Raw genomic sequence first — 26,998 nt, 5'->3', positions numbered from 1 at the left:
ATGGCAGACCTCTTCACCAACGAACCCCGCCAACCCCTGGCCGAAGCCCTGCGTCCCAAAACGCTCGATGAGGTCATCGGCCAGCGCCACCTGCTGGGGCCGGGCAAACCGCTGCGCCTGGCATTCGAATCGGGCCAGCCCCATTCGATGATTTTATGGGGCCCGCCCGGCGTGGGCAAGACCACGCTGGCGCGCCTGACCGCCAATGCCTTCGATTGCGAATTCATCGCCTTGTCGGCCGTGTTCTCGGGCGTCAAGGATATCCGCGCCGCCATGGAGCAGGCCCAGCAGAACCTGGTGCTGGGCAAGCACACGATCTTGTTCGTGGACGAGATCCATCGCTTCAACAAGTCGCAGCAGGATGCGTTGCTGCCATACGCGGAATCGGGGCTGGTCACGCTGATCGGCGCCACCACCGAAAACCCGTCGTTCGAAGTGAACTCGGCGTTGCTGTCGCGTGCGCAAGTCTATGTGCTCAAGTCGTTCGACGAAACAGAGTTGCGCGAGATGGTGGACAAGGCCCGGGCCCGGGTGTTGTCGCACCTGGAGTTTGACGATGCTGCGCTCGACACGCTGATCGGCTACGCCGACGGCGACGGCCGCCGCCTGCTCAACCTGCTGGAACAGACCAGCACCGCCGCCAACGCCGCCAAGACCAACAAGATCACGCCGGCCTTTATCGAAAACGCGCTCACGCTCAACGCGCGCCGTTTCGACAAGGGCGGCGACAATTTCTACGACCAGATTTCAGCGCTGCATAAATCGGTGCGCGGCTCCAACCCGGACGCCGCGCTGTACTGGCTCACCCGCATGCTCGATGGCGGCGCGGACGCGCGCTACCTGTCGCGCCGCATCGTGCGCATGGCCTGGGAAGACATCGGCCTGGCCGATCCGCGCGCGATGCAGATCGCCAACGACGCCGCCACCACGTTCGAACGGCTGGGGTCGCCCGAAGGCGAACTGGCGCTGGGCCAGGCAGTGATCTACCTGGCGATTGCCGCCAAAAGCAACGCCGGCTACAACGCCTACAACCAGGCCCGGGCGTTCGTCAAAACCGACAAGAGCCGCGAAGTACCGGTCCACCTGCGCAACGCCCCCACCAAGCTGATGAAAGAACTCGGCTACGGCCACGAATACCGTTACGCCCACGACGAACCGAACGCCTACGCCGCCGGTGAAACCTATTTCCCTGACGATATGCGCGAACCGGGCTGGTACCAGCCGGTGCCGCGTGGGTTGGAGAGCAAAATTGCGGATAAGCTGGCATTCTTGCGCCAGCTCGATGCCGACGCCGGCAAAACCTGATCCCTGTCTAGAGGAACCCCATGCAACAGCTCGTGGTCGATGGCATCGACATCTACATCGATGGTCCCGAAGAAGACGAGCACGCCGAGACCATCGTGATGATCCACGGCTGGCCCGATACGTATCGGCTCTGGGAGCCTCAAGTGGCCGAGCTCAAGCATCGCTACCGCTGCGTGCGCTTTACCTTGCCCGGTTTTGACAACAGCAAGCAGCGCCGGTCGTACACGCTGGACGCAACCATGCGCATCCTGCTGCACATCGTCAACAGCGTCAACCGCAAGCAGCCGGTGATCCTGATGACGCATGACTGGGGATGCGTGTTCGGCTACGAGTTTTACATGCGTCACCGGGCTGCGGTGTCGCGCATCGTCGGCGTCGATATCGGCGACGCCAATTCCGAGACCACGCTGCGCTCGCGCTCGCTGGGGCAGCGCATGATGCTCAACGGCTATCAGAATGTGCTGGCGCTCGGCTGGGCCATCGGCGGCGGGATCGGCAACCTGATCACCCGCACCATGGCAGGCATCCTGAAAGTGCCGTCGCCGCGCGAGCATATTTACTCGGGCATGAATTATCCGTATTACATCCTCACGGCCGGCAATATCGGTTCGTACCGGGCGCTGGTGCCGTTCAAGCCGCGCGTGCCGATGCTGTTCATCTATGGCATCCGCAAGCCGTTCATGTTCCATTCGGGGCCGTGGACGGAGATGCTGGCGGCGCGAAAAGGGTGCAAGGTGGTGGCGTTCAATACCGGGCACTGGCCCATGGTGAGCGAGCCGGAGCGGTTCAACCAGGTCGTGCTGGACTGGCTAGATGGCGTGGCCGAGGCGGCGCCGAAGGAAGAAGGGGATGGGGAAGTCGTTGTTACAGAGGAGCAGGCCGCCGCCGGTGATGATGCGGCAGCCTGACAATACAACTGATCAGCGCAGGCGGATCGGCTTGATGTAGGGAGCGAACGGCGGTGCCGGCAGTTGCACGTCGGCGTAGGCCTTGCGGAAGCAGTCGGCTTTCTTGTTGTCCACGTCGGTGGTGCTGCTGACGACTTTGCCGGCGCTGTCCAGGGTCAGGATGATGGTGACCGGGTACTTGGACATGTCGTGGCAGTTGCCGCGATCATCGAGCTTGTGGGTATTGTTGTAGTTCAGCGAAACTTCTTCGTACTTGGTCGCCTTGTCGCTGGGGAACTGGGCGTTGAACTTGGCCATCATGCCAGCAAACGCAGGGTTGGCCGGTGGCGGCGCTTCGTTTTCCGGTGGGCCGCTCATGGTCGAGCAACCGGCAGCCAGTGCCATCAATGCGCCCATGGCGCCCATTTTCAGGAATTGTGTTTTCAAGTTATTCTCCGATAGGCTTGTTGTTGACTCATCGTACACATTTCAATGCCGACATGGCGCACGATTAGTTGCGTAGTTGAAATCCTGCAAGCAAGTCTCCCACAAGTCCCCATTCAAGCGCTGAGTCTGGCTGCATCGGCGCCGTCTTTTTGCATTCCATCCGCCATTTACAGCGCTTCATCGCATCCACCGCGCAAGCCATACGCCCTTTAGCTACAGTACATCCATCGCAGGACAACTTGTAGACCACCCAACCAAAGGAGCGCATCATGAACATCACCAAACACATGGAAAGCATCTTCCTCGCCGCCGCTGTGATCGCCGGCGCCACCAGCTTCGCCAGCGCCGCCGATGCCGACGCCACCCGCCTGGCGCTCAGCGCCCCGGTGACCCAAACGGTGATTCACCACGCCAAGATGCAAGTCGTGGTTGTGGCAGCCAAACGCTTGAGCGCCGCTGAAAAAGCCTCATTGTAATCGCCACCCTGATCGGGGCAGCCGCCGGGCTGTGTAAAACTCGCTGGGAACGGACTTCCTCTTGGTACAATTGACGTTTTCGATACAACGGCACTGCGCTCCCATGATTGATATCCAACTCCTCCGTAAAGACATCGCCAACGTCGCCGCACGACTGGCCACCCGCAAGTACCAGCTCGATGTGGACGCGTTCAACGCGCTCGAGTCGGAACGCAAAGCGATCCAGACGCGCACCGAGGAACTGCAGGGCAAGCGCAATTCGCAGTCCAAGCTGATCGGCATGATGAAGGGCAAGGGCGAAGATACCACCGCGCTGATGGCCGAAGTGTCCGGCCTTGGTGACGAACTCAAGGCCAACGAAATCGCGCTGTCGGCGGTACAGGCCAAGATCAGCGACTTCATGCAGGCGATCCCGAATCTGCCGCACGAGTCCGTACCACAGGGCACCGACGAGTCGGGCAACGTCGAAGTGCGCAAGGTCGGTACGCCGCGCACGTTTGAATTTGCAGTGAAAGACCACGTCGATGTGGGCGCACCGCTGGGCCTCGATTTCGACGTCGCCACCAAGCTCACCGGTTCGCGCTTCTCGGTCATGAAGGGCGGCATTGCGCGCCTGCACCGCGCGCTGGCGCAGTTCATGCTCAACACCCACACCGACGAGCACGGCTACACCGAGTGCTACACGCCGTACATGGTCAACGCCGATTCGCTGCGCGGTACCGGCCAGTTGCCCAAGTTCGAAGCCGATCTGTTCTCGGTGAAAAAAGGCGGCGTGGAAGGCGAGGGCGAGAGCTTCTACCTGATCCCGACCTCGGAAGTCACGCTGACCAACCTGGCCCGCGACGAAATCCTGGCCGCCGACGCGCTGCCGATGAAGATGACTGCCCACACGCCGTGCTTCCGCTCGGAAGCGGGCAGCTACGGCCGCGACACGCGCGGCATGATCCGCCAGCACCAGTTCGACAAAGTCGAGATGGTGCAGGTGGTCCATCCCGACACGTCGTACGCGGTGCTGGACGAAATGGTCGGCCATGCCGAAACCATCCTGCAACGCTTGGGCTTGCCGTACCGCGTGATGTCGCTGTGTACCGGCGACATGGGCTTTGGCGCCACCAAGACGTTCGATCTGGAAGTGTGGCTGCCGGCGCAGAACACCTATCGCGAAATTTCGTCGCTGTCGAACTGCGAAGCGTTCCAGGCGCGTCGCATGCAAGCGCGTTTCCGCAATCCGCAAGGCAAGCCGGAAATGGTGCACACCCTTAACGGTTCCGGCCTGGCCGTGGGCCGTACGCTGGTGGCCGTGCTCGAGAACTACCAGCAAGCCGATGGCAGCGTCGAGATTCCAGCAGTGTTGCGTCCGTACATGGGCGGCCTGACCCATCTGAAAGCCGCCTGATCGCGGGCTGAAAAAAGGCCTTCCATTTTCCGGAAGGCCTGCTATAATCTTGCCTTCTCGCAGCAACACGTTAGTGCCAGCTGCAAGAAAGGAGAGGTGGCAGAGTGGTCGAATGTACTTGACTCGAAATCAAGCGATGGGGCAACCCATCCGTGGGTTCGAATCCCACCCTCTCCGCCAAAGATGTGAGAGAACCCGCTTCGGCGGGTTTTTTCTTTTCTGCGGCAAAAAATCTAGCTAAACAGTTTGCACAACAGGCATGGTTGGCCCTTCCGTTTTTGACGGCGGCCTGCTATGATCCTGCCTCCGCTGGCAACAGCGGAAAGGAGAGGTGGCAGAGTGGTCGAATGTACTTGACTCGAAATCAAGCGATGGGGCAACCTATCCGTGGGTTCGAATCCCACCCTCTCCGCCAAGGATGTGAAAAAACCCGCTTCGGCGGGTTTTTTTTTATTTCTTGTATTTCCAGTTGCGCGGTTTGCCTTCGGCGATCCACTCGATGGCCTGGGCCAGCCGGCGCAGCCGGGTCGCTTCAGTCTTGGCATCGATGAGCCAATCGCCATACTCGCGCCGGGCACTGGGCGGAAAGGCCTCGAAGTGCGCCGCTGCGGCGCCGTCGTCGGCCAGTGCCGCCAGCAGGTCGGCCGGCAGTTCGGTCGTTCGCGCCACCTTGGGCCTGGTCTGCGCCTTGGCGCCATCGGCGTTGAGTGCCATCGCCTGCTTGATATAACCTTCCAATACGTCTGCCGGTGGCAAGTCGGCAACGGCAGTGATGCGGCCGAACTGGCCCATCGCCTCGCGTCCCTTGTTGTCGGTGTGCGCCAGCAGCAGCTCGCCCTTCCAGAAACCGAAGGCGCAGTGCGCCTTGAACGACGCCATATTGCATAACATGCCCCGGTACAGGAAAAACGGCATGCTCCACTTGATCGCTTCCTCCACCTCGGGACAAGCCTGGTGCACCACTGCGCGCAGATGTTGCAGAATGGGCTGGGCAAACCCGGCCGAGTTGGCGATATAGGCATCGATGCGTGGGTCGACGACAGGCATGGGCAGCTCCGCAATGAAGGGGAATTCCATGACGATAACATGACGCGAAAAGACTACTCGGCAGTAGTCTTCTCAGACGTGGCCCACGTGGCGTTTGTAGCTGCGGGTGTACACTTGAGTGAATAATCGGACCTGGAGGTTTTCCATGGAAGAGATCGCATCTTACGAAGGCTACGAATTAAACGAGCCGCAAAATTCACAGCTGATTGCCCTGGCCCGCAGTCGCAACGAACCGCCGCAAAATCTGGTACGCGAGGCAGTGGAAAAGTATTTGGTGGATGTCGCTTACGATACCCGGCGTGATGCGATCTTTGCCGCGTTAAAACATCCTCAACGCGACCATAGTGTGTTCGGTGCCTGGAAGGGCGCTAATGTTGATGGCGTTGCGTACCAGAACGCGTTGCGTAACGAATGAACCACGCTATCTTCGATAGCAATATTTTGATCGACTACTTGGGCGGCAATCTCGACGCGCTCTCAGTAATCGATGCTTGCGCTTATCCGGCGATCAGCAAAATTGCGTATATGGAGGTGATGGTCGGATGCAAGTATTCCGCATTGGTGCGCATGGCTACTCCGGACAATTATGATGATGCGCTTCTCAGCGCTGAAAAAGTCACCCGTCTCTGGATCAGCAATACTTTCGTCATACTGCCAATTGATGATCCGACCGCCGAGCTTGCGATCGAGGTGAGAAAGCAGACTCGTTCGAGGTTGCCAGACTCCGTTATTCACGCGACTGCGCTACTCAATGGCTGGGACATTGTTACGCGCGACCCCAAGGACTTCGCATCGTTGGCACAGCTGCCCTCGGGTTATAAAAATATTGGGGTCATCGTCCCTTACACATTACAGTCGTGATGACTCGGTAGTGGCTGCCGCTTATTGGCCCTGTTGATATTGGATTGCTCACTACACCGTTGCCCGCTGCGACGAACGCCCCGCCATGCTAGACTCGGGCGTTACACATTCCGTCCGTCCGCCATGTCTGCGCTTGTCCCTCCCTTTGTCGATATCGATCTGCGCAGCTACGGTGAGCGCTGGGGGACTGATCGCCACGAGTTTGCGCAGCTGGTGCTGCCGGTTGCCGGGGTGGTGGAGGTCGAGGTGCTGGGTCGCCAGGCCCGGCTCGATCCGTTGCATGGCGCGGTGGTGGTGGCCGGTGCCTGGCATGCCCAGCGCAGCGACGTGGATAACCGCTCCATCATCCTCGATTTCGACCAGGCCGAGCTCGAACAGCCGAACCGCCAGTTGCTGCTGGAGCGGCCGTTTGCTGCCATCGGCCCGGCTGCGCGCAAGCTGATCGAGTTCATGCACCTGATGGCCGAGCAGCAGACCGTGCAGCCTGGCATGTTGCGCGGCTGGACGCCGTTGTTGCTCGATACGCTGGCGCTCGGCGTGCCGCAAGCGCGCTCGCGCCTGTCCGCATTGCTGGCGCAGGTGGCGGCCGATCCCGGTGCCGCGTGGAGCACCGAGTCGATGGCCAGGTTTGCGCGCCTGAGCACGAGCCGCCTGCATGCGCTGTTTCGCGAAGAACTCGATACCAGTCCGCACCTGTGGCTGCTGCACCAGCGTCTGGATCTGGCCTGCGCGCAACTGGCGGAGGGCAACCGGCCGCTCGCCGAGGTGGCGCTCGCTTGCGGCTTTTCCGAGCAGAGCGCGCTCACCCGCGCCATGCGCACTCACCTCGATACCACCCCCGCCGCCTATCGCCGCAGCAAGCAGGAGCTGGCGTCAACAAAGCAGTAGCCAGCGCCAAGAATTTCATCGCGCCAGCAGGGAGAATCACTTCTTTCGGAAGGATCTCCATGCTATTGAACAATCATCGACTGGGCATCGCCGCCGGCGTGCTCGCCTGCGCACTGTGGGGGCTGGTGTTCCTGGCGCCCGAACTCACGCCCAGTTTCACGCCGCTGCAATTGTCGGCCGGCCGCTACCTGGCTTACGGGCTGGTGGCGGCGCTGCTGATCGGGCCGGGCTGGCGCCGCCTGCGCGGGCGTCTGACCTGGCGTGAATGGCGCGGCCTGGTGTGGCTGGCGCTCACCGGCAACCTGGTCTATTACGTGTTGCTGGCCAAGGCCGTTCAGGCCGGCGGGGTGGCGATGACGTCGTTGGTGATCGGGCTGTTGCCGGTGATCGTAACGCTGGTGGGCGCGCGCGACCGCCACGCGGTGCCGCTCAAACGCCTGCTGCCATCGCTGGCGCTGAGCATGGCGGGGTTGCTGTGCATTAGCTGGCAATCGCTGGCCGCGCCTGGTCATCAATCGACGTTGGGGCTGCTGTGCGCGCTGGGCGCCTTGCTGTCGTGGACGGCCTACGTGGTTGCCAACAGCCGCTGGCTGGGCCGCTTGCAGCAGGTATCGGCGCATGAGTGGAGCTTGCTGACCGGGCTGGTGACGGGCGCGCTGGCGCTGGTGCTGGCAGTGCCGGCCTTTCTGCTGGCCGCGCCAAACGCCGACCATGGCACCTCGGGCTGGCTGGTATTCATCGGCATTGTCACCGGGGTGGCGGTATTGTGCTCGGTGATCGGTAACGGCCTGTGGAATGTTGCCAGCCGTACGCTGCCGCTCACCATGACCGGCCAGTTGATCGTATTTGAGACGGTGTTTGCCGTGTTGTACGGATTTATGTGGGAGCAGCGCTGGCCCACGGTCGCGGAGGGCGCAGCGCTGCTGTTGCTGCTCGGTGGCGTGGCGCTGTGCGCGCAGGCGCACCGGCCGCAGCGTGGATTGTCCGACATGCCAGGCAAACAGCAGCCTGCCTGACCTGTCGCGGTATGCGCTGCCCTTACAGCGAAGGGCGCCGGCCTTCCATGGCGCCTGGCGGGATCATCGGCGGAGGAATCTCTTCGATCTCGTCCTTGCGCGCCTGGATCTGCTCGCCGAGCGCGACCAGGTCGATGCCGGCCTTTTTAGCCTGCGGGAACATTTCCTCTTCTTCTTCCTTGACGTGGTGGTCGATGTATTCGCCCAGCACTTTCACTTTCGCGTCGTACAGGTCGTCGTGCGGATCCATGGCGTGGATTTGCGCGATCAGGTCTTTGGCGGAGGCATGTTCGACCGTCGCCTCATCGACCAGGTCGTCGCCTTCCTTGACGTCGGCGCGCACGGCCGGATAGAAAATTTCTTCTTCCGCAATCGCGTGCTTGGTCAATTCCAGGCAGATTTTTTCGGCCAGCTTCTGTTTGGTCGCAAACGCGCGGTCACCCAGTTCTTCGTATTGCTTGAACATCGCTTTGACTTCGTCATGGTCCTGCTTGAGCAGGGCGACGGCATCGCGTGGTTTGGCTATGGAACTCATGGCTACTCCTTGTGGGTTGGGTTGCTGAACTGCCAGCATGGCAGGGGACCGGCGGTCACTCCGTGCGGTGGGACGGTAGGCACCGTAGGTAGTGTCCTACTCGCTTGCGGGTGGAAGCAGTAGAAAAAAACATATAAGAATTGCTACTATTTTTGTAATGTTTTTTCTCATCCACTGCGCTGTCAGCGAAAGAATCCCATGCTCCAGTTTGAATATCCGCGGCCCCAGCTGGTACGCGATGGCTGGACGTCGCTCAACGGCGAGTGGGACCTGGCATTCGACGATGCGCGCCAGCATCGCGGTCCGCAGGATGCCATCGACTGGACCCATCGCATCCTGGTGCCGTTTGCACCGGAAGCGGCAGCGAGCGGCATCGGCGACCAGGGTTTCCATCCATGCGTGTGGTACCGCCGCACGCTCGACGGTATCGCGACCGGCGGACGTACCTTGCTGCACTTCGGCGCGGTCGATTACGCTGCGCGGGTATGGCTCAACGGCCACCTGGTGGCGCAGCACGAGGGCGGTCACACGCCATTTACTGCCGACATCACCGACGCCCTGTTGAGCGATGCTCCGCAAGTACTGGTGGTGCGGGTGGAAGACGATCCGGCCGACCTGGCCAAGCCGCGCGGCAAGCAAGACTGGCAGTTGCAGCCGCACTCGATCTGGTATCCGCGCACCACCGGCATCTGGCAAACCGTGTGGCTTGAAACCGTGGGCGAGACCTATATCGACCGCCTGCGCTGGACGCCGATCTTCGACGGTTTCGAGATCGGCTGCGAAGTGGCCGTGGCCGGCGCCCAGCGCACCGGCCTATCGGTCGAAGTACGGCTGTGGCACGGCGACAAGCTGCTGGCCGACGACCGGTATTCGTTGATGGGGCAGGACACCATGCGCAAGATCGCGCTGCCCGATCCCGGCATCGACGACTCGCGCAACGCATTGCTGTGGAGTCCCGAACACCCCACGCTGTTCGACGCCGAAGTGGTGCTGCGCTGCGGCGACACCGTGCTCGATACCGTGCGCTCGTACACTGCGCTGCGCTCGGTCTCGATCACCCGCGACCGCCTGATGCTCAACGGTCGGCCGTACCAGTTGCGGCTGGTGCTGGACCAGGGCTACTGGCCCGACACGCTGATGACGGCGCCGTCCGACCAGGCGCTGCGGCGCGACGTGGAACTGGCCAAGGCCATGGGTTTCAATGGCGTGCGCAAGCACCAGAAAATCGAGGACCCGCGCTACCTGTACTGGGCCGACCGCCTGGGCCTCTTGGTATGGGAAGAGATGCCGTCAGCCTACGCGTTCAGCCCTCGCGCGATGACGCGCCTGGTGAGTGAATGGACCGAAGCGATCGAACGCGATTACAGCCACCCATGCGTAATCGTCTGGGTGCCGTTCAACGAGTCGTGGGGCGTGCCGAATCTCACGGCCATGCAGGCGCACCGCAACGCGGTCGAAGCGCTGTACCACCTCACGCGCATGCTCGACGCCACCCGTCCGGTGATCGGCAACGACGGCTGGGAAGCCTCGGCCACCGACATCCTCGGCATCCACGACTACGACGGCGACCCGCACAAGCTGCGCGCCCGCTACGAGGCCGAGCACCAGTCCAACACCCTGTTCGACCGGCGCCGCCCCGGCGGCCGCATACTCACGCTCGACGGTTTTCCCCATCGCGGCCAGCCGATCGTGCTGACCGAATTTGGCGGCGTGGCTTACGACCCGCGCGCGCCCGAACACCACACCTGGGGCTATTCGCGCACCAACACGGCCGAGGCCTTTCACGCGCTGTACCGTGACCTGCTGCGGGTGGTCAATGAAACCGCGATGTTCAGCGGCTTTTGCTACACCCAGTTTGCCGACACCTTCCAGGAAACCAACGGCCTGCTCAATGCCGACCGCAGTCCCAAGATTCCCCTCGAGCAGATCAGCGCCGCTACCCGCAACGTTCCGTACTGATAACGCGCCATGTCCACACCGCCAACCGCCCGGCCGCCGCGCGCCACGCCCTTCGATTCGTTCTGGCAGGGCGGCTACGAAGGGGCCGACCACGTCAACCACGGCGAGCGCCCGCTCGACATGAACACGGCCAACGGCCACCGCGAGCGCGCCCGCGCCGACTATCTTCTACTACAGCAGTTCGGCATCACCACCGTGCGCGAATCGATCGGCTGGCGCCTGACCGAGCGCGACGGCGTATTCGATTTCTCCAGTCTCGACGCGCGCCTGCTGGCCGCGCGCGAGCTGGGCATGCAGATTTGCTGGACCTTCTGCCACTACGGCTGGCCGCCCGAGATCGACGTGTACGCGCCCGAATTCGTCACCCGCTTCGCGCGCTTTTGCCGTGCCGCCGCCATGTACCTGGCGCCATTCACAGGCGCGGCCCCGGTGTACTCGCCGATCAACGAGATTTCGTTTACCAGCTGGGGCCTGTCGGTCCACATGTTCCGGTGCAAAAACATGTTCGACCCGCGCGCCGCCACCGAAGGCAAGCGCCAGCTGGTGCGCGCCACCCTGGCCGGCTGCGACGCCATCTGGGAAGTGACGCCCGGCGCGCGCATCCTCCATTGCGACCCCCTGATCCACGTGATTGCCCCCACCGGCCGTCCCGAATGGCAGCCTGAGGCGGACGGCGCCAGCGCCGCCCAGTACGACGCCTGGGACATGTTGTGCGGCAAGCGCGAGCCGGAACTGGGCGGCGCGCCGCGCTACCTCGACATTATCGGCGCCAATTACTACGACACCAACCAGTGGGAAAGCGGCACCAATGCGCGCCTGTGGTGGCACCTGGGCGACATCCGCCGCAAGCCGCTGCATCAGTGCCTGCTGGACGTGCACCGGCGCTACCACCGCCCGGTGCTGCTGGCCGAGACCAGCCACGTCGGCAGCGGCAGGGGCGCCTGGATTGCCGAGATGGCCAGTCAAACCGCACTGGCCCTGCAACATGGCGTGGTCATGCAGGGCATCTGTCTTTACCCGATCGTCGATCGCAACGACTGGGAGCACGAACACCACTGGCACCGCAGCGGCCTGTGGGATCTGGACCGCGCCGGTCCGGACCCGCTGGCGCGGCAGCTGGTGGCGCCATATGGCATTGCCCTGCAACAGGGGCAGCGCCTGATCACACGCCTGTTTGCAGAGTTTGAAACAGGCCATCACCCGCAAGGGCAACTCAGGGAGAGAGTCATGCATACCGTAATCGTTTTTTGTCACCTGCGCTGGGATTTCGTTTATCAGCGTCCGCAACACTTGCTGACCCGCCTGGCCCAACACTACAAAGTACTGTTCGTCGAAGAGCCGGTGTTCGACGAGGCCGAACCGCACTTGCGCACCTACCACCCGGCGCCCAACGTCACCGTGTGCCAGCCCCACACGCCGGTGCACGCTCCCGGTTTCCATGACGACCAGATCCCGGTGCTGCAAGCACTGCTGAACAACCTGGTGCCGGACGGCGAAGACCCGGTGGTATGGTTCTATACGCCAATGGCCTTGCCGCTGCTGGCCACCATGCACCCGTCGCTGGTCGTGTACGACTGCATGGACGAGCTGTCCGCGTTCAAGAACCCGCCCAGGCAGTTGCTGCAACGCGAAAGCGCCTTGCTCAATATTGCCGACCTGGTGTTTACCGGCGGCCCCAGCCTGTATGAAGCGAAGCGTCCACGCCATACCAACGTGCATTGCTTCCCCAGCAGCGTCGATACCGTACATTTCGAACAGGCGCTGGACCGCAGCAACGCCCACCCGCTGCACGCCGACATTCCGCGTCCGCGCCTGGGTTTTTATGGCGTCATCGACGAGCGCTTCGACACCGCGCTGATCGCCGCCATGGCCGATGCCCATCCCGAGTGGCACATGGTGCTGGTGGGACCGGTGGTCAAGATCGAGCCGTCGGCGCTGCCGCAGCGGCCCAACATCCACTACCTGGGCCAGCAGGCTTACCAGGCGCTGCCGCAATTTCTGGCGGGCTGGGACGTGTGCCTGCTGCCGTTCGCGCTCAATGAATCGACCAAATTCATCAGCCCGACCAAGGTGCTCGAATACATGGCGGCCGAATTGCCGATCGTCAGCACGGCAATTACCGACGTGGAAGTGCCGTACGGCGACATCGTCGCGATCGGCCACGACCATGCCGAATTCATCGCCCACTGCGAAGCGGCATTGCAACTCACGACTGCGCGGCGCCTGGAGATGGCCGGCCAGATGCGCGAAGTGGCCGCCCGCACCTCGTGGGACGGCACCGCCGACCAGATGCGCACCTTGATCGAAGGCATGCCTGCCAACACCTCGGCGCGCCTGCCGGGCAATGTCGCAGCGCTGGCCGTCGAGCAGACTGCCGCGCTTGCTGCTGGCCAGGTGCCCAACTACGGCGAAGCGGGCAAGATCAACCCGCTGCGCGCGGGCGCTCCGGCCATCGGTTGCCTGATCATCGGCGGCGGTCCTACCGGCCTGTCGGCGGCTTACCATAGCGACGCCAACACGGTGCTGCTCGAACGTAACGCCACGGTGGGCGGCTGGTGCCGCTCGATCGAAGATGCGGGCTTCACGTTCGACTACGCCGGCCACATCATGTTCTCCAACGACCCGTACGTGCTCAAGCTCTACGACATCCTGCTCGGCGACAACCAGCATTGGCAGATGCGCGAGGCATGGGTGTACAGCAAGCAGGTATTTACCCGCTACCCGTTCCAGGGCGCCTTGTACGGCTTGCCGCCGGACGTGATCAAGGAGTGCATCGTGGGCGCGATCGACGCCCGCTACGGTAACGCCGCCGCACCTGCGTGCGAACCGGACACGGTGGAAGACTGCTGCGCCGATGGCACCGCCGACGTGGCGAACGGCAGCGGCGCGGTGCGCCAGGAACGCACCCAGAGCTTCGAGGAGTTCATCTATAAAGTGTGGGGCAGCGGCATCGCCAAGCACTTTGCCATTCCCTACAACAAGAAGCTGTGGACCGTGCCACTGTCGGAAATGGAAACCTCGTGGCTCGGTGGCCGGGTGCCGCTGCCGGACTTGGGCCAGATCATCGACGGCGCACTGCAACCGGTGGCGCGGCCGATGGGCCCGAACGCCCGCTTCGGCTATCCGAAAAAAGGCGGTTTCCAGGCGCTGGTGTCGGGCTTCCTGCCGCATATCAAGGGCCGGATCGAACTCAATGCCGACGTGGTGCAGGTGCTGCCGAAAGAGCACGCGGTGGCGCTGGCAGACGGCCGCCGCTTCCACTACGACAACCTGGTCAGCACCATGCCGCTGCCGGAACTCGTCAAGCTGATCGGCGCCGAAGCACCCGAGGAAGTGCGGCTTGCTGCGCGCGGGCTGTGCCATATCTCGATTCGCTGCGTCAATATCGGCATTGCCCGCGAAAACGTCACCGACAAGCACTGGATCTACTACCCGGAAGACAGCATCTTCCACCGTATCTTCGTGCAGGGTAACGCCAGCCCCGAGTGCAACGCCCCCGGCGGCTTCGGCTTCACCTGCGAGATTTCGTATTCGCCCTGGAAGCCGCTGCCGCTCGACGGCGACGCTCTGATCCAGCGCTGCATCGACGACTGCATCGCGGTGGGCATGATGACGGAGGACGACCGGGTGCTGGTGGCCAACCAGGTCGATATGCCGTACGCCTACGTGGTGTACGACCACGAACGCGCCCACAATGTGGCCGTGGTGCGCGACTGGATGGCGCAGCACGACATCGTGCTGGCCGGACGATACAGCGAGTGGGAATACTACAATTCCGACCACGCGTTCCTGGCCGGCCGGACCGCAGCCGAAAAGGTACGCGCCGCCAGCACTGGCGCCAGCGACGCGGTGCAGGTAGCGGAATCCTGAGAGTAGGGTGAATTAGCGCGCCGGCTTCGCGGCCGGCGCGTGCTGGACTGCCGTTGGCGCAATCGCTGCCGACACTACTGCCGCCACGATCACCGCCACCACGGCCAGCGCCGCTGCCGCATACCCCACCGCATGCACGCCCCAGGTCGAGATGGCCAGGCCACCGAGCGCCGCCCCCAGCGCGATACCACCATTGGCCGCCGACACATTGATGGTGCCCGCCAGCGCCTGGGCGCCGGTCGCGGCCTTCATCACGCGGATCTGGCAGATCGGATACAGCGCCGTGTTGGCAATGCCCCACACGCCGAGCGCCAGCGCAAACCACACGCTATTGCTGCCGAAGCCGGCCAGCGCCGTGGTGGCTGCCATACCGAGCGCCAGGACTACGCAAAACAGCGCCGTGGTGGCCAGCGGCTTGCTGTCCACCCACAGGCCGCCGAGCCAGTTGCCGAACAAACCGACCGCACCAAAGCCCATCAGCCACCAGCCCACCAGCGACGGCGCAATGCCGGCCGATTTTTCCAGCAGTTCGGCCAGGTATGTGTAGCCGGTAAACATGGCAGTAAACACCAGCACCGACAGCGCCAAGTTGGCCAGGAAATAAGGGCGCTTGAGCACGGCCGCCTGGGTGCGCAGCGGCACCGCTTCGGTGGCCTGCACGGTGGGCATGCTGATGGTCATCAATACTGCAATCACGGCCGACAGCGCGGCCAGCAACGCGAACGCACCGCGCCAGCCGATGGCGTCTGCCGCCAGGGTGCCAAGCGGAATGCCGAACAGCATCGCCGCCGAAATCCCCAGGTACACGGTCGAGACGGCACGGCCGCTGTTGCCCGGGCCGGCAATTTGCGCAGCGGTATCGCTGGCCGTGCCCCAGAACACGGGCAGCGCCAGTGCGGGCAACAGGCGGGCTATCGCCAGTACCCAGATATTCGGCGCCACGGCGGCCAGCGCATTGGCGGCGGCAAACAGCGCCAGGATGGCAATGAACAGCTTCTTGCGGTCGAAGTGGGCCAGCGCGGCGGTCAGGAAAGGTCCCGCCACCATCACGACCACGGCAAACAGCGTCACCAGCTGGCCGGCCGAGGTAACGGATATTGCCAGGTCGCGCGCCAGTGCCGGCAGCAGGCCGACGATCAGGAATTCGGTGGTGACGATGATGAAGGCGGCAATCGCCAGGATGGCAATCGAGGCTCTCGAAGATGAGGTAGCCATGTTTTTCTTGTGAATTGTCAGGTTAAACAGGGACATATGATATAAAAGAAAAATATTCCACTGTTGGATAAGAATTCCACTCAATTTAAGAAAATAATTCCAGTGCATCCGACCGAACGTTTAAAAGGCATTGCCATCTTTGTTGCCGTTGCCGAAGTTGGCAGTTTTACCGCTGCCGCCCAGCGCCTCAATCTCACCAACTCGGCGGTGGGCAAGGCGATTGCCCGCCTGGAAGAACGGCTGGGCAACCGGCTGTTCGAGCGCAGCACGCGCCGCCTGCGCCTGACCGACGCCGGCCACGCCTACCGGCAGGTGTGCGTGCAGGTGCTGGAAGACCTGGAAGCGGCCGAGCGCGCGCTGACGTCCGACGATGCGGTGCCGTCCGGGCGCTTGCGGGTGGACTTGCCAGCGACCTTCGGCCGCTTGCGCGCCTGGCCGGCGTTACTGCAATTTGCAGGCATGCACCCGCAAGTGATGCCGCACGTTTCCTTCACCGACCGTTTCGTGGACCTGGTGGAGGACGGTGTGGATGTAGCTGTGCGCATCGGCGGCGCCGACAATGACGTCTGGCCGGCCGCGCTCGACCATCGCACGCTGGGACACGAGGAACTGATTTTTTGCGCGGCGCCTGCGTACCTGGACATCCATGGCGCACCGTCATCCCGTGTGGAATTGCTCGAGCATGCAGCGGTGTTGTACGGCCGAGCGGACGGCAGCGCATCGCCGTGGCTGCTCCGCGCAGAATCGGGGCCGGTGGTGCGACAGCCCATGACCGGGCGCGCCGTACTGGGTAACGCCGAAGCCCTGGTCAGTGCGGTAGAGGCCGGCCTCGGCGTGGCGCAACTGGCGACCTGGCTGGTGGCGCGCCAGATTGCCGAAGGACGGCTGGTGGCGATCCTGCCGCAGCTGACCACGCAGGGTTTGCCGCTGCACATCGTCTGGCAGTGCAGCCGTTCGCATGCGCCCAAGGTGCAAGCACTGATTGCGCACCTGGTGGCAACCTTGCATATCGGCGCCTGATCTTCGGTATCTAGCATGAACGCAGTTTCATGTTTAGCATAAATAACGTCCTCAGTACGCTGCCGAACCAAAATAAAAATTACTTGCAACACAATAGTATTTCTCTGTGGAAAATTAATCGTAGCGCGGCTAGCATGGCGTCCACATCGTTATCGGGGACTACCGTGCAATTTTTCAAGAATCTGAATATCGGCAAGCGACTCAGCTTGTCGCTCGCGCTGATTGGCGCACTGCTGCTGCTGATTTCAGCCACCAGCGTTCACATGCTGGGCAAGATCAACCAGAACACCACCGACCTGGTCGAAGTCAATATCGCCCAGCTGGAAATGTCGAACGACCTGATCGATAACGTCAACAATATCGCCATCGCCTTGCGCAACATGATGTTGACCGACAAGGACAGCGACCGCGCCACCCAGCGGCAAGTGATCGAGGCCAACCGCGAAGGTTCGCGCAAGGTGATCGCCACACTGGCGGGTGTGTCGTTGCCGCAGGACCGCGCCGGCGTCGCCAGCATCGAGGCCGCCAACGGCCGCTACATCGACGGTCAGATCGCCCTGATCAAGCTGGTCGAGGAGGGCACACCCGAGCAAAGCCGGGCGTACCTGTCCGACCAGCTGCGCCCGGTGCTTGGCGAACTCAAGGATCTGGTCAACGCCAAGCTCAAGGCGCAGAATACAGCCGCCAGGCAGGCGGGGCAGGACGCCCACGATACCTATGATTCCACGCGGACCCTGATGACAGGCTTGTCGGCGGCGGCCGTGGCGCTGGGCGCGGTGCTGGCGTTCGTATTGACCGTGTCGATCACGAAGCCGGTGGCGCGCGCGCTCGCGGTTGCCAACACGGTGGCAGCGGGCGACCTGACCAGCGTGATCGAGATCGAGTCGCGCGACGAAATCGGTCAGTTGCTGCAAGCGCTCAAGACCATGAACGAGCGCCTGGCCGACACCGTGAGCACGGTGCGCAGCGGCACCGAGACCATCGCCACCGCTGCTGCGGAAGTGGCCGCAGGCAGTCTCGACTTGTCGTCCCGGACCGAACAGCAAGCCGGTTCGCTGGAGGAGACCGCGTCGTCGATGGAAGAACTCACGGCCACTGTCAGGCAAAACGCCGACAACGCGCGCCAGGCCCACAAGCTGGCCGAGTCGGCCTCCGTGATTGCCCGGCGCGGCGGCGAGGTAATCGGCCGCGTGGTCAGTACCATGGAGCAGATCGATCAATCGTCGGGCAAGATCGGCGACATCATCGGCGTCATCGACGGCATTGCGTTCCAGACCAATATCCTGGCGCTGAACGCTGCGGTGGAAGCAGCGCGCGCCGGCGAACAAGGCAGGGGCTTCGCAGTCGTGGCATCGGAAGTACGCAACCTGGCGCAGCGCTCGGCGGCGGCCGCCAGGGAAATCAAGTCCCTGATCGACGACTCCAGCCGCACCGTTGCCAGCGGCAGCGTGCTGGTGCATGACGCGGGCGCCACCATCAGCGAACTGGTGGGGAGCGTGCAGCGCGTGACCGATATCGTGGCCGAAATCTCGTCGGCCAGCGTGGAGCAGCAAGCGGGCATCGAGCAGGTGAACCAGGCCATGATCGACATGGATAACGTCACCCAGCAGAACGCCGCGCTGGTCGAGCAGTCGGCCGCCGCTGCTGCCGCCATGCAGGAACAATCCGCGCACCTGGCCGGCGTGGTCAGCGTGTTCAAACTGATACGGTAGTGTCCAAACAGGTGCGCATTGCACGGGCATGGTGCGTAAATGTAACAGAACTGTAATTTCCTTGTGGAAAAATTGTTGCAGACGGGCTAGCATGTTCGCCACCTTCCGCCTCTGCCAGGATTTCCATGCAATTTTTTAAGAACCTTCATATCGGCGTACGCCTCACGGTCGCACTTGCCGCCATCGGTGCACTTTTGCTGGCGATTGCCATCATCAGCATCATCATGCTGGGCCGTCTGAATCATGGCACCAGCAATATTGTTGAAAACAATATGCCGCAGCTCGAGCACTCGAACGACCTGATCAACAAGGTCAACAATATCGCGATTTCGCTGCGTAACATGATGCTGACCGATAACGAGACTGACCGCGCCAACCAGCTCAAGATTATCGAGACCAACCGTGCGGACGCGCTCAAGGACATCGCGGCGCTCGAACGCCTGTCGCTGCTGCCGCAGGACGCGGAGCAACTGAACCGCATCGCCGCCGCCAATGTTCGCTACACGCAGGGCCAGCTCGACCTGATCAAGCTGATTCTGCAAGGTACGCCGGAGGAAAGCCGCGCCTACCTGTCGGACAAGTTGCGTCCGGCGCTGGGCCAGCTCAAGGACCTGGTTGCTGAGAAAATCAAGTCGCAGAACGCCAACGCCGCCCAGGCCGGCGTCGATGCCGGCCAGACTTATACCAACGCCCGCAACCTAATGCTGGTGCTCACCGGGGCAGCCATCGTGCTGGCGGCGCTGCTCGGCTACATCATTACTGCCTCGATTACGAAGCCGGTGGCGCGCGCGCTGCTGGTGGCCAATACCGTGGCTGCCGGTGACCTGACCAGCGACATCGTGGTCGAGTCGCGCGACGAAATGGGCCAGTTGCTCGAAGCGCTCAAGCGCATGAACGACGGCCTGGCCGATACCGTGAGCACGGTGCGCAGCGGTACCGACAGTATCGCCATGTCGGCCAGCGAAGTGGCGGCCGGCAGCATGGATCTTTCGGCCCGCACGGAACAGCAGGCCAGCTCGCTGGAAGAAACCGCATCGTCGATGGAGGAGCTCACTTCCACCGTCAAGCAGAATGCCGACAATGCGCGCCAGGCCTACAAGCTGGCCGAATCGGCGTCGGTGATCGCCCATCGCGGCGGCGAGGTCATTACCCGGGTGGTGGCCACCATGGAGCAGATCAACCAGTCGTCGAACAAGATCGGCGACATCATCGGCGTGATCGACGGGATCGCTTTCCAGACCAACATCCTGGCGCTGAACGCGGCCGTGGAAGCAGCCCGCGCCGGCGAGCAGGGCCGTGGCTTCGCGGTGGTCGCCACCGAGGTGCGCAACCTGGCGCAGCGATCGGCGGCCGCCGCCAAGGAAATCAAGGACCTGATCGACGCCTCGTCGAGCACGGTGGCCAGCGGCAGCGCGCTGGTCAACCAGGCCGGCGATACCATCACCGAGCTGGTCGATAGCGTGCGCCGGGTGACCGACATCGTCTCCGAGATTAGCGCCGCCAGCGTCGAGCAGCATGCCGGCATCGAGCAGATCAACCAGGCCGTCACCGAGATGGACGATGTGACCCAGCAGAACGCCGCGCTGGTCGAGCAGTCGGCCGCGGCCGCTGCCGCCATGCAGAACCAGTCGCAACAGCTGGCGCAGGTGGTCAGCGCGTTCAAGCTGCGCGCCGGAGCAGCAACGGTAGTCGCCGGCACTTCCCGGACCGCGCGCCGTGCATTGCCGCGCTAGTGGACGATGCCCCGGTCGTTGGTGATGACTTTATTGCAAGCAGGGGCTAACATGGTCGCCATGCAGCACAATCGACCAGGGAGAGACCATGAAAGTTGCGGTATATAGCGCGCGGCGCTACGACAAGGCACTGCTGGGGCAGGCCAACAAGGAAGCGAATGAGCAGGGCGGCCACACGCTGCGCTTCCTGGAAGACCGCCTCACCGCCCACACGGCGGCGCTGGCCGAAGGTTGCGGCGCCGTGTGCGTGTTCGTCAACGATACCGTCGATGCCGAAGTGCTGGCGCTGCTGGCCGCGCAAGGCACGAAGTTGGTGGCCACGCGCTCCACCGGCTACAACCAGATCGACACCGAAGCGGCGGCGCGGCTGGGCATTGCAGTGGTGCGGGTAACCGACTACTCGCCGCATTCGGTGGCCGAGTTCGCGGTGGGCCTGCTGCTGGCGGTTAACCGCAAGATCGCCCGCGCCAGCGCGCGCACGCGCGACGGCAATTTCGACCTCGACGGCCTGATGGGTTTTGACTTGCACGGCAAGACCGTGGGCGTGATCGGCACCGGCAAGATCGGCACCATTTTCGCCCGCATCATGGCCGGCTTCGGCTGCACGGTGGTGGGCCATGATCGTTACCCGTCACCGGCATTCGAGGCGCTGGGCGGGCGCTACGTGGGAGTCGATGAATTGCTCGCCTGCAGCGACGTGGTGTCGCTGCATTGTCCGCTCACCGACGACACGCGTCACATCGTCAACGCCGAATCGCTGGCGCGGGCCAAGCGCGGCAGCGTGCTGGTCAATACCAGCCGGGGTGGCCTGATCGACACCGACGCCGCCATCCAGGCCCTTAAAACGGGCCAGTTGGGTGGGCTGGCGATCGACGTCTATGAACAGGAAGCGAACCTGTTCTTCCAGGATTTATCGTCAACCATCATCTGCGACGACGTGATCCAGCGCCTGGTGTCGTTCCCCAACGTCATCGTTACCGGCCACCAGGCTTTCTTCACGGTGGAAGCGATCGGCCAGATCATGCGCACCACCATCGAGAGCATCACCGCTTTCGAGCGCGGCGAAGAATTGGTCAACCGCGTGCCGGTGAATTAACCCGGCTTACTTGCCTTCGCCGCAGCACTTCTTGTACTTCTTGCCGCTGCCGCAAGGGCAGGGATCGTTACGGCCCACCTTGGCGGTCTTGGCGGGGGCGGCCGGGTGGAAGTGGGCGTGGATACGGATCACGGAGGGCGTCACTGCCGCCTCCCAATCCTCGCCGGCGCGCGCGAATGGCGCCAACCAGGTGGGCTCGGCGGCGCGCAAGGCATCCCAGCTAGCGGCGTCGAGTTGCATGCCGGCTTCAAAGCCGGCGGTCCAGGCTTCGGGCGTCCAGGCGCCGCCGCATTCATAGATCGGCTCGAAACTGGCCGAATCTTTTTGCATCCAGGTGCGCATGTACTGTTCATGGCGCAACACCAGCACGGTAGCTGCCTCGACCGCTTTGGTGTCGGCCGGCGCGGCATCGCCCCAGACCACGGGCAACCACGCTGCGCGGGCGACCTCGCCGGGGCCGATCACCAGCGCCGTCAACAAACCCTCAAGTCCGGCGACGTCCAGCGCCTGCGGCGAAATTGCGGCCAGCAGGTCGTCGAGTTGGTCGTATTCGTCATCGTTGAGCGGAGTGTTGAGCATGGCGGCAATCTGGTGGTGGGCTAATCGAGGCGACATTGTACCCGTTGCAACACGACGGCTGGTATTGCAAGCAATTGGTAAGGCTTGGGTGCGGTGGCGCACTAAGTAATTGGACCGCATGGCCGAGAATGGCGGTATTCAATGAGGAGAGCACCATGCCTGCCATGTCAAATACCCCAGCCGAGCTGCACGCGCACATTACTCCTGACCCGGACGTGCCGCCACCACCGCCGGAAAAAGATCCACCGCCCGACAACACGCCGCTGCCGGAGGAGCCTCCGATCGAAGAGCCTACCCCCAAGCAGCCGCCAATGAAGGTTTAAGGTTTGGATGGCGCCGCGTTACCGTCCTTCGGTAACGGCGGAATGCTTTTGATCGCTTCGTCAGTCTCCTGCTTGCCTGGCGAAGGTTCGCCGCTGCCGATATCGGCTTCCTCGGTCAGGTGGTCTGCATCGCGCGCCGGATCGTGGTCGCTGGTGCCCGGTTTGGCTGCTTGATTCATATGGTCTCCCGTTGGTGTGTCGTCACAGCCTAGCATGTTCATCCCCGGTCCGGCGCACGCGCTGGCGGTGGTGCAAACATGATAGAAAGTGTGACAGTTGTTGCTCTTGAGTTACATATTTTCATATTTCTTCGGTGCGTCACACTGCTGTCATCGAAGTGTTTCTATAATTTAGTCAGATCATCGTTTTTCACAACGGAGAGCATCATGGGCAATTCACTGCACAATAAAATCTACCTCGGCCGTCGTAGCGTTGCCCTGGGCACCAAGCGCGTACAAGCACTGCTGTGCGTAGCGGCGTTTGCCAGCATCGGCGCGGTCTGGCTGCTGATCCGCGCGTTGTAATTGCCTTGCCTGCGGACGATGCAGGGCTACGCGCCTTGCCGTCGTGCCGTGGTGCGCGTACCATGAGGGCCGCAGCAGTCTCTTATGGAAAAAATGGCAATGAAGAACGACAAATTAACGCAAGACGAATACAACGCGCTCGATGAGATCAAGGCCGGCGTCAAGACCGAGCGCTACAGCGCCTGCGTGGGCCGCAATACCAAGCGCTTAGCTGGCCTGAAATTGTTCAGCGTTGCCCGCAACGGCCGTATTTCCCTGACCGACAAGGGCGAGCAGACCCTGTTCCTGCGCCGCTGCATCCTGGCGCTGCGCGCCATTGCCGACGATGGCGCAAGCCCGATCGGTGCCGACGTGGCCCTGTTCCTCGGCAAAAAATCCCATATCGTGCCGCGCGCCGAAGGCGGCTTCGAGATTTCCGACAAGGGCCGCGAATCGCTGGCCGATATCGAACAACAGGGTCTGTAACGACCAGGTATCACCAAAAACGCTCCGCTGGAGCGTTTTTTTTTGTTGTATCCTAGCATTGCCACCACACCACTGCGCCGCCCGTGAAAAGAATCGATACCCTGCAAAAATTCAGGAAGCTGTTCGGCGTGCTGGTGGTCGCCGTCGCGGTGGTGGTGTTGATTCTCGTCATAGGCCTGACCCATGTGCTCAACCAGAGCCGCCTGCGCTACTACGCCACGGCCGATGAAACCGCGCGCAATCTGGCCATCACGCTCGAAGGCTTTTTACAGGCGCATTTCCTGGAAGTAGACCTGGCGCTGCGGCGCGCCAACGCCGAGTTTGGCGCCATGCACGCGACCGGCACCTACACCGACCAGGCGTTCAGCACCTATCTGAGCAGCCTGAAGGAGCGCGTGCCGCAGGCGCAGGCGGTGCGCGGGTCCGACGCCAGCGGCCGGGTGATTTTTGGCGACGAGGTCGATCCCGCCCATCCGCAAGACCTCAGCATCCGCGAATTCTTCCAGCGCGCCCGCCTGGAGCGCAAGCTGACCTTTGGCTTGCCGGTGCAGTCGCGTATTACCGGCAAGTGGGTGTTGCCGGTCGCGGCGCCGCTTACTTTGCCCGATGGCAGCTTCGGCGGCACGGCCTATGTCACGATCAACAGCAGTACGCTGGATGAATCGTTTGCCGCGCTCAAGATTGGCGCCCACGGGTCGATCGTGCTGCTCGATGCGCGCAAGCGCGTGCTGCACCGGTATCCGCAGGTAGAGGGTATGGAGATCGGCAGCGTTATCAAGGTCAACCCGCTCACCCAGGACATCCTCGACGGCAAGAGCCGGCGCGGTACGTTTACCGTGATCAGCCCGCGTGACCAGCTCGAACGCACCTTGAGCATGGAGCAGGTGGGTAGCTACCCGGTGTACGTGGTCGTCGGCCTTGCCAGCAAGGATTTTTTGGCGCCGTGGTATCACAAGGAAATTCGCAACGTCGGCATCTTCATGGCGCTGATGTTGCTGCTGGCCGCTGCGCTGCTGCAGAGCTTGCGGGTCGGCTTGCGCAAGCAGTGGCAATCGGTGCAGCAACTGGTGGAGGCCGAAGACGCGCTGCAACAGTCGCTGGCGCGGTTGACCGCTTCCGAATCACGCTGGCGCTCGCTGACCGAAGGCTTGCCGCAAATGGTGTGGACCGCGCGTGCCGACCTGCGCCTCGATTTTCTGAGCCACCACTGGCAAGAGTTCAGCGGCATTGCAGCACAGGAAATGATGGGCGACGGTAACTGGTCGCGCGTGATCCATCCCGACGACATGGCCCCGCTCGCTGCCGAATGGCAGCGCGCCAGGCAGGACGGACGCGAGTTTCGTTGCGATGCCCGCCTGCGCCGCCACGACGGCGTGTGGCGCGTGTTCGACCACCATGCGCTGGCCCAGCAGGATGCCCACGGCAACGTGCTGAGCTGGGTGGGCAGCAGCACCGATCGCACCGAATCGCGCGCGGCCCACGAGGCGCTGTTGCTGGCGAAGGAGGAGGCGCTCAAGGCCGGCCGCGCCAAGACCGAGTTCGTGGCCAATATGAGTCACGAAATCCGCTCGCCGATGAACGCCGTGCTCGGCATGCTGCAGTTGCTGCAGCAAACCGGCATGAACGAGCGCCAGCAGGACTACGTGGCCAAGGCCGGCTCGGCCGCACGTGCATTGCTGGGTCTGCTCAACGACATCCTCGATTTTTCCAAGGTGGAGGCCGGCAAGCTGGCGCTCGACCCACACCCGTTCCGCTTCGATAAATTGTGGCGCGACCTGGCGGTGATCCTGTCGGCCAACGTCGGCGCCAAGCAGGTGGAGGTGCTGTTCCGCATCGACCCGGCGCTGCCGGCGGCAGCGGTGGGGGACGACCTGCGCCTGCAACAGATCCTGCTCAACCTGGCCGGCAACGCCATCAAATTTACCGAGCGCGGCGAAGTGGTGGTGTCGGCGCGGCTGGCAGCGCGCAGCGGCACGCGGCTGGCCGTGTGCTTTGCCATCAGCGATACCGGCATCGGTATCTCGGACGAACAGCGCCAGCGCATTTTCGACGGCTTCTCACAAGCCGAGGCATCGACCGCGCGCCGTTACGGCGGCACCGGCCTGGGCCTGGCCATCAGCCAGCGCCTGGTGGCGCTGATGGGCGGCCAGCTGGGCGTGCAGAGCACGGTGGGCAAGGGCAGCGCTTTCGACTTCACGCTCGAGTTCGAAATCGGCGACGGCGCGGCGCTGGCGCCGGTGCCGTTCCATGCGCTGGCCGACCTGTCGTGCCTGGTGGTGGACGACAATCCCACCGCGCGCGCGGTGCTGGGCGAAATGGCCACCTCGTTCGGCTGGCGGGTGGACCTGGCGGCCGGCGGTGAGCAGGCGCTGGCGATGATCTCGGCCAGGATCGAAGCTGGCAGTGCCTACGACGTGGTGTTCATCGACTGGCGCATGCCCGAGCTCGACGGTTGGGAAACCAGTTGCCGCATCCGCCAGCTGGGTGCCAGCGGCAAGTTGCCGCTGATCGTGATGGTCACCGCCTACGACCGCGAAATGCTGGCCCAACGTCAGCAGGACCTGTCGCCGGTGCTCGACGGCTTTGTCGTCAAGCCGGTGACGGCGTCGATGCTGTTCGACGCCGTGGCCGACGCCCGCCTCGAGCACCGCGTGAACCGCCCGGCCGTGCCGATGCCGGCCGGCGCCCGCCTGGCGGGATTGCGGCTGCTGCTGGTGGACGACAATCCGGCCAACCAGCAAGTGGCCAGCGAGCTGTTGAGCAATGACGGCGCCCGCGTGCAGGTGGCCAGTTCCGGCCTGCTGGCGCTGCAGGCGCTCTCCGGCCAGGCGCCGTTGCCGGACCTGATCCTGATGGATATCCAGATGCCGGAAATGGACGGCTACGAAACCACGCAAGCGATCCTGCGCCAGCTGGGCCCGGCAGCACCGCCGATCGTGGCCATGACCGCCAACGCCATGGCCGCCGACCGCACCGCCGCGCTCAACGCCGGCATGGCCGACCATGTGGGCAAGCCGTTCGATCTGGCGCAGTTGATCGATGTGATCTTGCGCCATGTGGGTCGTGCACCGGTATTGTCGGTATCGCCGGTGGACGCAGTGATTCCCGTATTGACGCCGGCATCGACGTCCGAGATCGCCGCTGTGTCCCTGGGGCATGAGCGCAGCTTGCCCGCCCCCGGCATCAACAGCGAAGCCGCGCTCAAGCGCATGGGCGGCCTGAAGTCGATCTACCTGATGGCCTTGCACGGTTTCGTCGAGGAAGCCGCGCGGCTGCTCGCGCAAATCGATAGCGCCCGCCTGATCCATGATGTGCAGGCCGCACTGCTGCCGCTGCATACCCTGAAGGGACTGGCCGGCACCATCGGCGCCGAACGCCTGCAAGCGCTGGCGCGCACGGCGGAAATCGCGTTGAAGAACGCGCCGGACGCCTGGGAGGTACTGAGGCCGGTAGTGGAGGAAACCACAGGATTGGGCGACGAGATTGCCGCGCTGGTTGCGACGCTTGCTGCGCCACCTGCGGTTTGACTGCTAAAGCACTAGCGCTTGCAGTACCGGGAGGGCAGCATACTGCTGCATGCCCCAGTACTAGTTAGCGGGCCGCACATCGATCATGGTCATGCCGGCCGTGCTGACTGTCGCCAC

24 protein-coding genes and 2 tRNA genes are annotated in these 26,998 nt (G+C 63.1%); 20 read left to right on the top strand and 6 right to left on the bottom strand.

The genetic code is table 11. From position 1 onward, the window contains the following. Both F8197_RS07630 and F8197_RS07625 read left to right on the top strand, forming a co-directional pair. Positions 1 to 1,305 (top strand): replication-associated recombination protein A, encoded by a 1,305-nt coding sequence (locus F8197_RS07630; RefSeq protein ID WP_152881400.1) that lies wholly within the window; start codon positions 1 to 3, stop codon positions 1,303 to 1,305. A gap of 20 nt (positions 1,306 to 1,325) precedes the next feature. Beyond that, positions 1,326 to 2,213 (top strand): alpha/beta fold hydrolase, encoded by an 888-nt coding sequence (locus F8197_RS07625; RefSeq protein ID WP_152881399.1) that lies wholly within the window; start codon positions 1,326 to 1,328, stop codon positions 2,211 to 2,213. 12 nt (positions 2,214 to 2,225) lie between these two features. Here F8197_RS07625 and F8197_RS07620 read toward each other — a convergent pair whose 3' ends face one another. Further along, entirely contained in the window at positions 2,226 to 2,639 is a 414-nt protein-coding gene (locus tag F8197_RS07620; RefSeq protein WP_227012151.1) for a hypothetical protein, read from the bottom strand. 269 nt (positions 2,640 to 2,908) lie between these two features. Here F8197_RS07620 and F8197_RS07615 point away from each other — a divergent pair, with 269 nt between their 5' ends. The 4 genes from F8197_RS07615 (at position 2,909) to F8197_RS07600 (ending at position 4,926) form a co-directional block, all read left to right on the top strand. After that, the gene (locus F8197_RS07615) at positions 2,909 to 3,115 is read left to right on the top strand and encodes a hypothetical protein (RefSeq protein WP_152881398.1); all 207 of its coding nucleotides are present in this window, start codon (positions 2,909 to 2,911) and stop codon (positions 3,113 to 3,115) included. A gap of 103 nt (positions 3,116 to 3,218) precedes the next feature. Beyond that, positions 3,219 to 4,511: a serine--tRNA ligase gene (gene serS / locus F8197_RS07610; RefSeq protein WP_152881397.1), complete on the top strand. Its 1,293-nt coding sequence runs from the start codon at positions 3,219 to 3,221 to the stop codon at positions 4,509 to 4,511. Between the two features lie 90 nt (positions 4,512 to 4,601). After that, positions 4,602 to 4,691: transfer RNA gene (locus F8197_RS07605), tRNA-Ser, on the top strand. 145 nt (positions 4,692 to 4,836) lie between these two features. Then, positions 4,837 to 4,926: transfer RNA gene (locus F8197_RS07600), tRNA-Ser, on the top strand. A 35-nt stretch (positions 4,927 to 4,961) separates the two neighbouring features. Here F8197_RS07600 and F8197_RS07595 read toward each other — a convergent pair. Next, a complete protein-coding gene (locus F8197_RS07595) occupies positions 4,962 to 5,558 on the bottom strand; it encodes a YdeI/OmpD-associated family protein (RefSeq protein ID WP_152881396.1) in 597 nt (198 codons plus the stop codon). Between the two features lie 145 nt (positions 5,559 to 5,703). Here F8197_RS07595 and F8197_RS07590 point away from each other — a divergent pair, with 145 nt between their 5' ends. From F8197_RS07590 to F8197_RS07575, 4 genes are all read left to right on the top strand, one after another. Beyond that, positions 5,704 to 5,973 (top strand): hypothetical protein, encoded by a 270-nt coding sequence (locus F8197_RS07590; RefSeq protein WP_152881395.1) that lies wholly within the window; start codon positions 5,704 to 5,706, stop codon positions 5,971 to 5,973. Then, the gene (locus F8197_RS07585) at positions 5,970 to 6,419 is read left to right on the top strand and encodes a PIN domain-containing protein (protein WP_152881394.1); all 450 of its coding nucleotides are present in this window, start codon (positions 5,970 to 5,972) and stop codon (positions 6,417 to 6,419) included. Before F8197_RS07590 ends, F8197_RS07585 begins: the two co-directional genes overlap by 4 nt. A 123-nt stretch (positions 6,420 to 6,542) precedes the next feature. Continuing rightward, entirely contained in the window at positions 6,543 to 7,307 is a 765-nt protein-coding gene (locus tag F8197_RS07580; RefSeq protein WP_152881393.1) for an AraC family transcriptional regulator, read from the top strand. 59 nt (positions 7,308 to 7,366) lie between these two features. Next, on the top strand, positions 7,367 to 8,323 hold the full coding sequence (locus F8197_RS07575) for a DMT family transporter (protein ID WP_152881392.1): 957 nt from the start codon (positions 7,367 to 7,369) through the stop codon (positions 8,321 to 8,323). Positions 8,324 to 8,345: 22 nt separating this feature from the next. Here the strand turns inward: F8197_RS07575 and F8197_RS07570 are convergent, their stop codons facing one another. Next, positions 8,346 to 8,858 (bottom strand): hemerythrin domain-containing protein, encoded by a 513-nt coding sequence (locus F8197_RS07570; RefSeq protein ID WP_152881391.1) that lies wholly within the window; start codon positions 8,856 to 8,858, stop codon positions 8,346 to 8,348. A gap of 198 nt (positions 8,859 to 9,056) precedes the next feature. On the opposite strand from F8197_RS07570, the gene F8197_RS07565 reads away from it, so the two are divergent. Together F8197_RS07565 and F8197_RS07560 are read left to right on the top strand one after the other, a co-directional pair. Continuing rightward, positions 9,057 to 10,817: a glycoside hydrolase family 2 protein gene (locus F8197_RS07565; protein ID WP_152881390.1), complete on the top strand. Its 1,761-nt coding sequence runs from the start codon at positions 9,057 to 9,059 to the stop codon at positions 10,815 to 10,817. Between the two features lie 9 nt (positions 10,818 to 10,826). Next, on the top strand, positions 10,827 to 14,687 hold the full coding sequence (locus F8197_RS07560) for an NAD(P)-binding protein (protein WP_152881389.1): 3,861 nt from the start codon (positions 10,827 to 10,829) through the stop codon (positions 14,685 to 14,687). A 12-nt stretch (positions 14,688 to 14,699) separates the two neighbouring features. Here F8197_RS07560 and F8197_RS07555 read toward each other — a convergent pair whose 3' ends face one another. Next, positions 14,700 to 15,902: an MFS transporter gene (locus F8197_RS07555; RefSeq protein WP_152881388.1), complete on the bottom strand. Its 1,203-nt coding sequence runs from the start codon at positions 15,900 to 15,902 to the stop codon at positions 14,700 to 14,702. A 102-nt stretch (positions 15,903 to 16,004) separates the two neighbouring features. On the opposite strand from F8197_RS07555, the gene F8197_RS07550 reads away from it, so the two are divergent. The 4 genes from F8197_RS07550 to F8197_RS07535 all read left to right on the top strand — a co-directional run bounded on the left by F8197_RS07550 (position 16,005) and on the right by F8197_RS07535 (position 21,463). Continuing rightward, a complete protein-coding gene (locus F8197_RS07550) occupies positions 16,005 to 16,922 on the top strand; it encodes a LysR family transcriptional regulator (RefSeq protein ID WP_373996814.1) in 918 nt (305 codons plus the stop codon). A gap of 164 nt (positions 16,923 to 17,086) precedes the next feature. Then, complete coding sequence (locus F8197_RS29275) at positions 17,087 to 18,634, top strand: methyl-accepting chemotaxis protein (RefSeq protein WP_373996813.1); 1,548 nt, start codon at positions 17,087 to 17,089, stop codon at positions 18,632 to 18,634. 125 nt (positions 18,635 to 18,759) lie between these two features. Continuing rightward, positions 18,760 to 20,367, top strand: a complete 1,608-nt coding sequence (locus F8197_RS29270) for a methyl-accepting chemotaxis protein (RefSeq protein ID WP_152881385.1) — start codon at positions 18,760 to 18,762, stop codon at positions 20,365 to 20,367. A gap of 88 nt (positions 20,368 to 20,455) precedes the next feature. Further along, positions 20,456 to 21,463: a 2-hydroxyacid dehydrogenase gene (locus tag F8197_RS07535; protein WP_152881384.1), complete on the top strand. Its 1,008-nt coding sequence runs from the start codon at positions 20,456 to 20,458 to the stop codon at positions 21,461 to 21,463. A gap of 6 nt (positions 21,464 to 21,469) precedes the next feature. Here F8197_RS07535 and F8197_RS07530 read toward each other — a convergent pair whose 3' ends face one another. Next, a complete protein-coding gene (locus F8197_RS07530; protein WP_227012150.1) occupies positions 21,470 to 22,078 on the bottom strand; it encodes a UPF0149 family protein in 609 nt (202 codons plus the stop codon). Positions 22,079 to 22,197: 119 nt separating this feature from the next. Between F8197_RS07530 and F8197_RS28550 the strand changes: the two genes are divergently transcribed. Then, positions 22,198 to 22,365 carry a hypothetical protein gene (locus tag F8197_RS28550; protein WP_193333413.1) on the top strand — a complete coding sequence of 56 codons (168 nt, stop codon included), beginning with the start codon at positions 22,198 to 22,200 and terminating at the stop codon, positions 22,363 to 22,365. On the opposite strand, the gene F8197_RS07525 is transcribed toward F8197_RS28550, so the two are convergent. Then, entirely contained in the window at positions 22,362 to 22,544 is a 183-nt protein-coding gene (locus tag F8197_RS07525; protein ID WP_152881383.1) for a hypothetical protein, read from the bottom strand. The genes F8197_RS28550 and F8197_RS07525 overlap by 4 nt on opposite strands. A gap of 207 nt (positions 22,545 to 22,751) precedes the next feature. Between F8197_RS07525 and F8197_RS28545 the strand changes: the two genes are divergently transcribed. The 3 genes from F8197_RS28545 to F8197_RS07515 all read left to right on the top strand — a co-directional run bounded on the left by F8197_RS28545 (position 22,752) and on the right by F8197_RS07515 (position 26,881). Beyond that, a complete protein-coding gene (locus tag F8197_RS28545; protein WP_019922055.1) occupies positions 22,752 to 22,889 on the top strand; it encodes a hypothetical protein in 138 nt (45 codons plus the stop codon). 99 nt (positions 22,890 to 22,988) lie between these two features. Continuing rightward, the gene (locus F8197_RS07520) at positions 22,989 to 23,354 is read left to right on the top strand and encodes a hypothetical protein (RefSeq protein WP_019922056.1); all 366 of its coding nucleotides are present in this window, start codon (positions 22,989 to 22,991) and stop codon (positions 23,352 to 23,354) included. 83 nt (positions 23,355 to 23,437) lie between these two features. Further along, a complete protein-coding gene (locus F8197_RS07515) occupies positions 23,438 to 26,881 on the top strand; it encodes a response regulator (protein WP_373996812.1) in 3,444 nt (1,147 codons plus the stop codon). Positions 26,882 to 26,998: the final 117 nt, after the last annotated feature.

Origin of the sequence: Duganella sp. FT27W, assembly GCF_009295655.1 — a bacterium.
Lineage (GTDB): Bacteria > Pseudomonadota > Gammaproteobacteria > Burkholderiales > Burkholderiaceae_D > Rugamonas > Rugamonas zoogloeoides.
This window is presented reverse-complemented; position numbering and strand designations above follow the sequence as displayed.

What these genes read in the sequence shown, in the direction of transcription:
- F8197_RS07630 (WP_152881400.1), top strand. Translation starts at nt 1, where the DNA reads ATGGCAGACCTCTTCACCAACGAACCCCGCCAACCCCTGGCCGAAGCC.
- F8197_RS07625 (WP_152881399.1), top strand. Translation starts at nt 1,326, where the DNA reads ATGCAACAGCTCGTGGTCGATGGCATCGACATCTACATCGATGGTCCC.
- F8197_RS07615 (WP_152881398.1), top strand. Translation starts at nt 2,909, where the DNA reads ATGAACATCACCAAACACATGGAAAGCATCTTCCTCGCCGCCGCTGTG.
- serS (WP_152881397.1), top strand. Translation starts at nt 3,219, where the DNA reads ATGATTGATATCCAACTCCTCCGTAAAGACATCGCCAACGTCGCCGCA.
- F8197_RS07595 (WP_152881396.1), bottom strand. Translation starts at nt 5,558, where the DNA reads ATGCCTGTCGTCGACCCACGCATCGATGCCTATATCGCCAACTCGGCC.
- F8197_RS07590 (WP_152881395.1), top strand. Translation starts at nt 5,704, where the DNA reads ATGGAAGAGATCGCATCTTACGAAGGCTACGAATTAAACGAGCCGCAA.
- F8197_RS07585 (WP_152881394.1), top strand. Translation starts at nt 5,970, where the DNA reads ATGAACCACGCTATCTTCGATAGCAATATTTTGATCGACTACTTGGGC.
- F8197_RS07580 (WP_152881393.1), top strand. Translation starts at nt 6,543, where the DNA reads ATGTCTGCGCTTGTCCCTCCCTTTGTCGATATCGATCTGCGCAGCTAC.
- F8197_RS07575 (WP_152881392.1), top strand. Translation starts at nt 7,367, where the DNA reads ATGCTATTGAACAATCATCGACTGGGCATCGCCGCCGGCGTGCTCGCC.
- F8197_RS07570 (WP_152881391.1), bottom strand. Translation starts at nt 8,858, where the DNA reads ATGAGTTCCATAGCCAAACCACGCGATGCCGTCGCCCTGCTCAAGCAG.
- F8197_RS07565 (WP_152881390.1), top strand. Translation starts at nt 9,057, where the DNA reads ATGCTCCAGTTTGAATATCCGCGGCCCCAGCTGGTACGCGATGGCTGG.
- F8197_RS07560 (WP_152881389.1), top strand. Translation starts at nt 10,827, where the DNA reads ATGTCCACACCGCCAACCGCCCGGCCGCCGCGCGCCACGCCCTTCGAT.
- F8197_RS07555 (WP_152881388.1), bottom strand. Translation starts at nt 15,902, where the DNA reads ATGGCTACCTCATCTTCGAGAGCCTCGATTGCCATCCTGGCGATTGCC.
- F8197_RS29270 (WP_152881385.1), top strand. Translation starts at nt 18,760, where the DNA reads ATGCAATTTTTTAAGAACCTTCATATCGGCGTACGCCTCACGGTCGCA.
- F8197_RS07535 (WP_152881384.1), top strand. Translation starts at nt 20,456, where the DNA reads ATGAAAGTTGCGGTATATAGCGCGCGGCGCTACGACAAGGCACTGCTG.
- F8197_RS07530 (WP_227012150.1), bottom strand. Translation starts at nt 22,078, where the DNA reads ATGTCGCCTCGATTAGCCCACCACCAGATTGCCGCCATGCTCAACACT.
- F8197_RS28550 (WP_193333413.1), top strand. Translation starts at nt 22,198, where the DNA reads ATGCCTGCCATGTCAAATACCCCAGCCGAGCTGCACGCGCACATTACT.
- F8197_RS07525 (WP_152881383.1), bottom strand. Translation starts at nt 22,544, where the DNA reads ATGAATCAAGCAGCCAAACCGGGCACCAGCGACCACGATCCGGCGCGC.
- F8197_RS28545 (WP_019922055.1), top strand. Translation starts at nt 22,752, where the DNA reads ATGGGCAATTCACTGCACAATAAAATCTACCTCGGCCGTCGTAGCGTT.
- F8197_RS07520 (WP_019922056.1), top strand. Translation starts at nt 22,989, where the DNA reads ATGAAGAACGACAAATTAACGCAAGACGAATACAACGCGCTCGATGAG.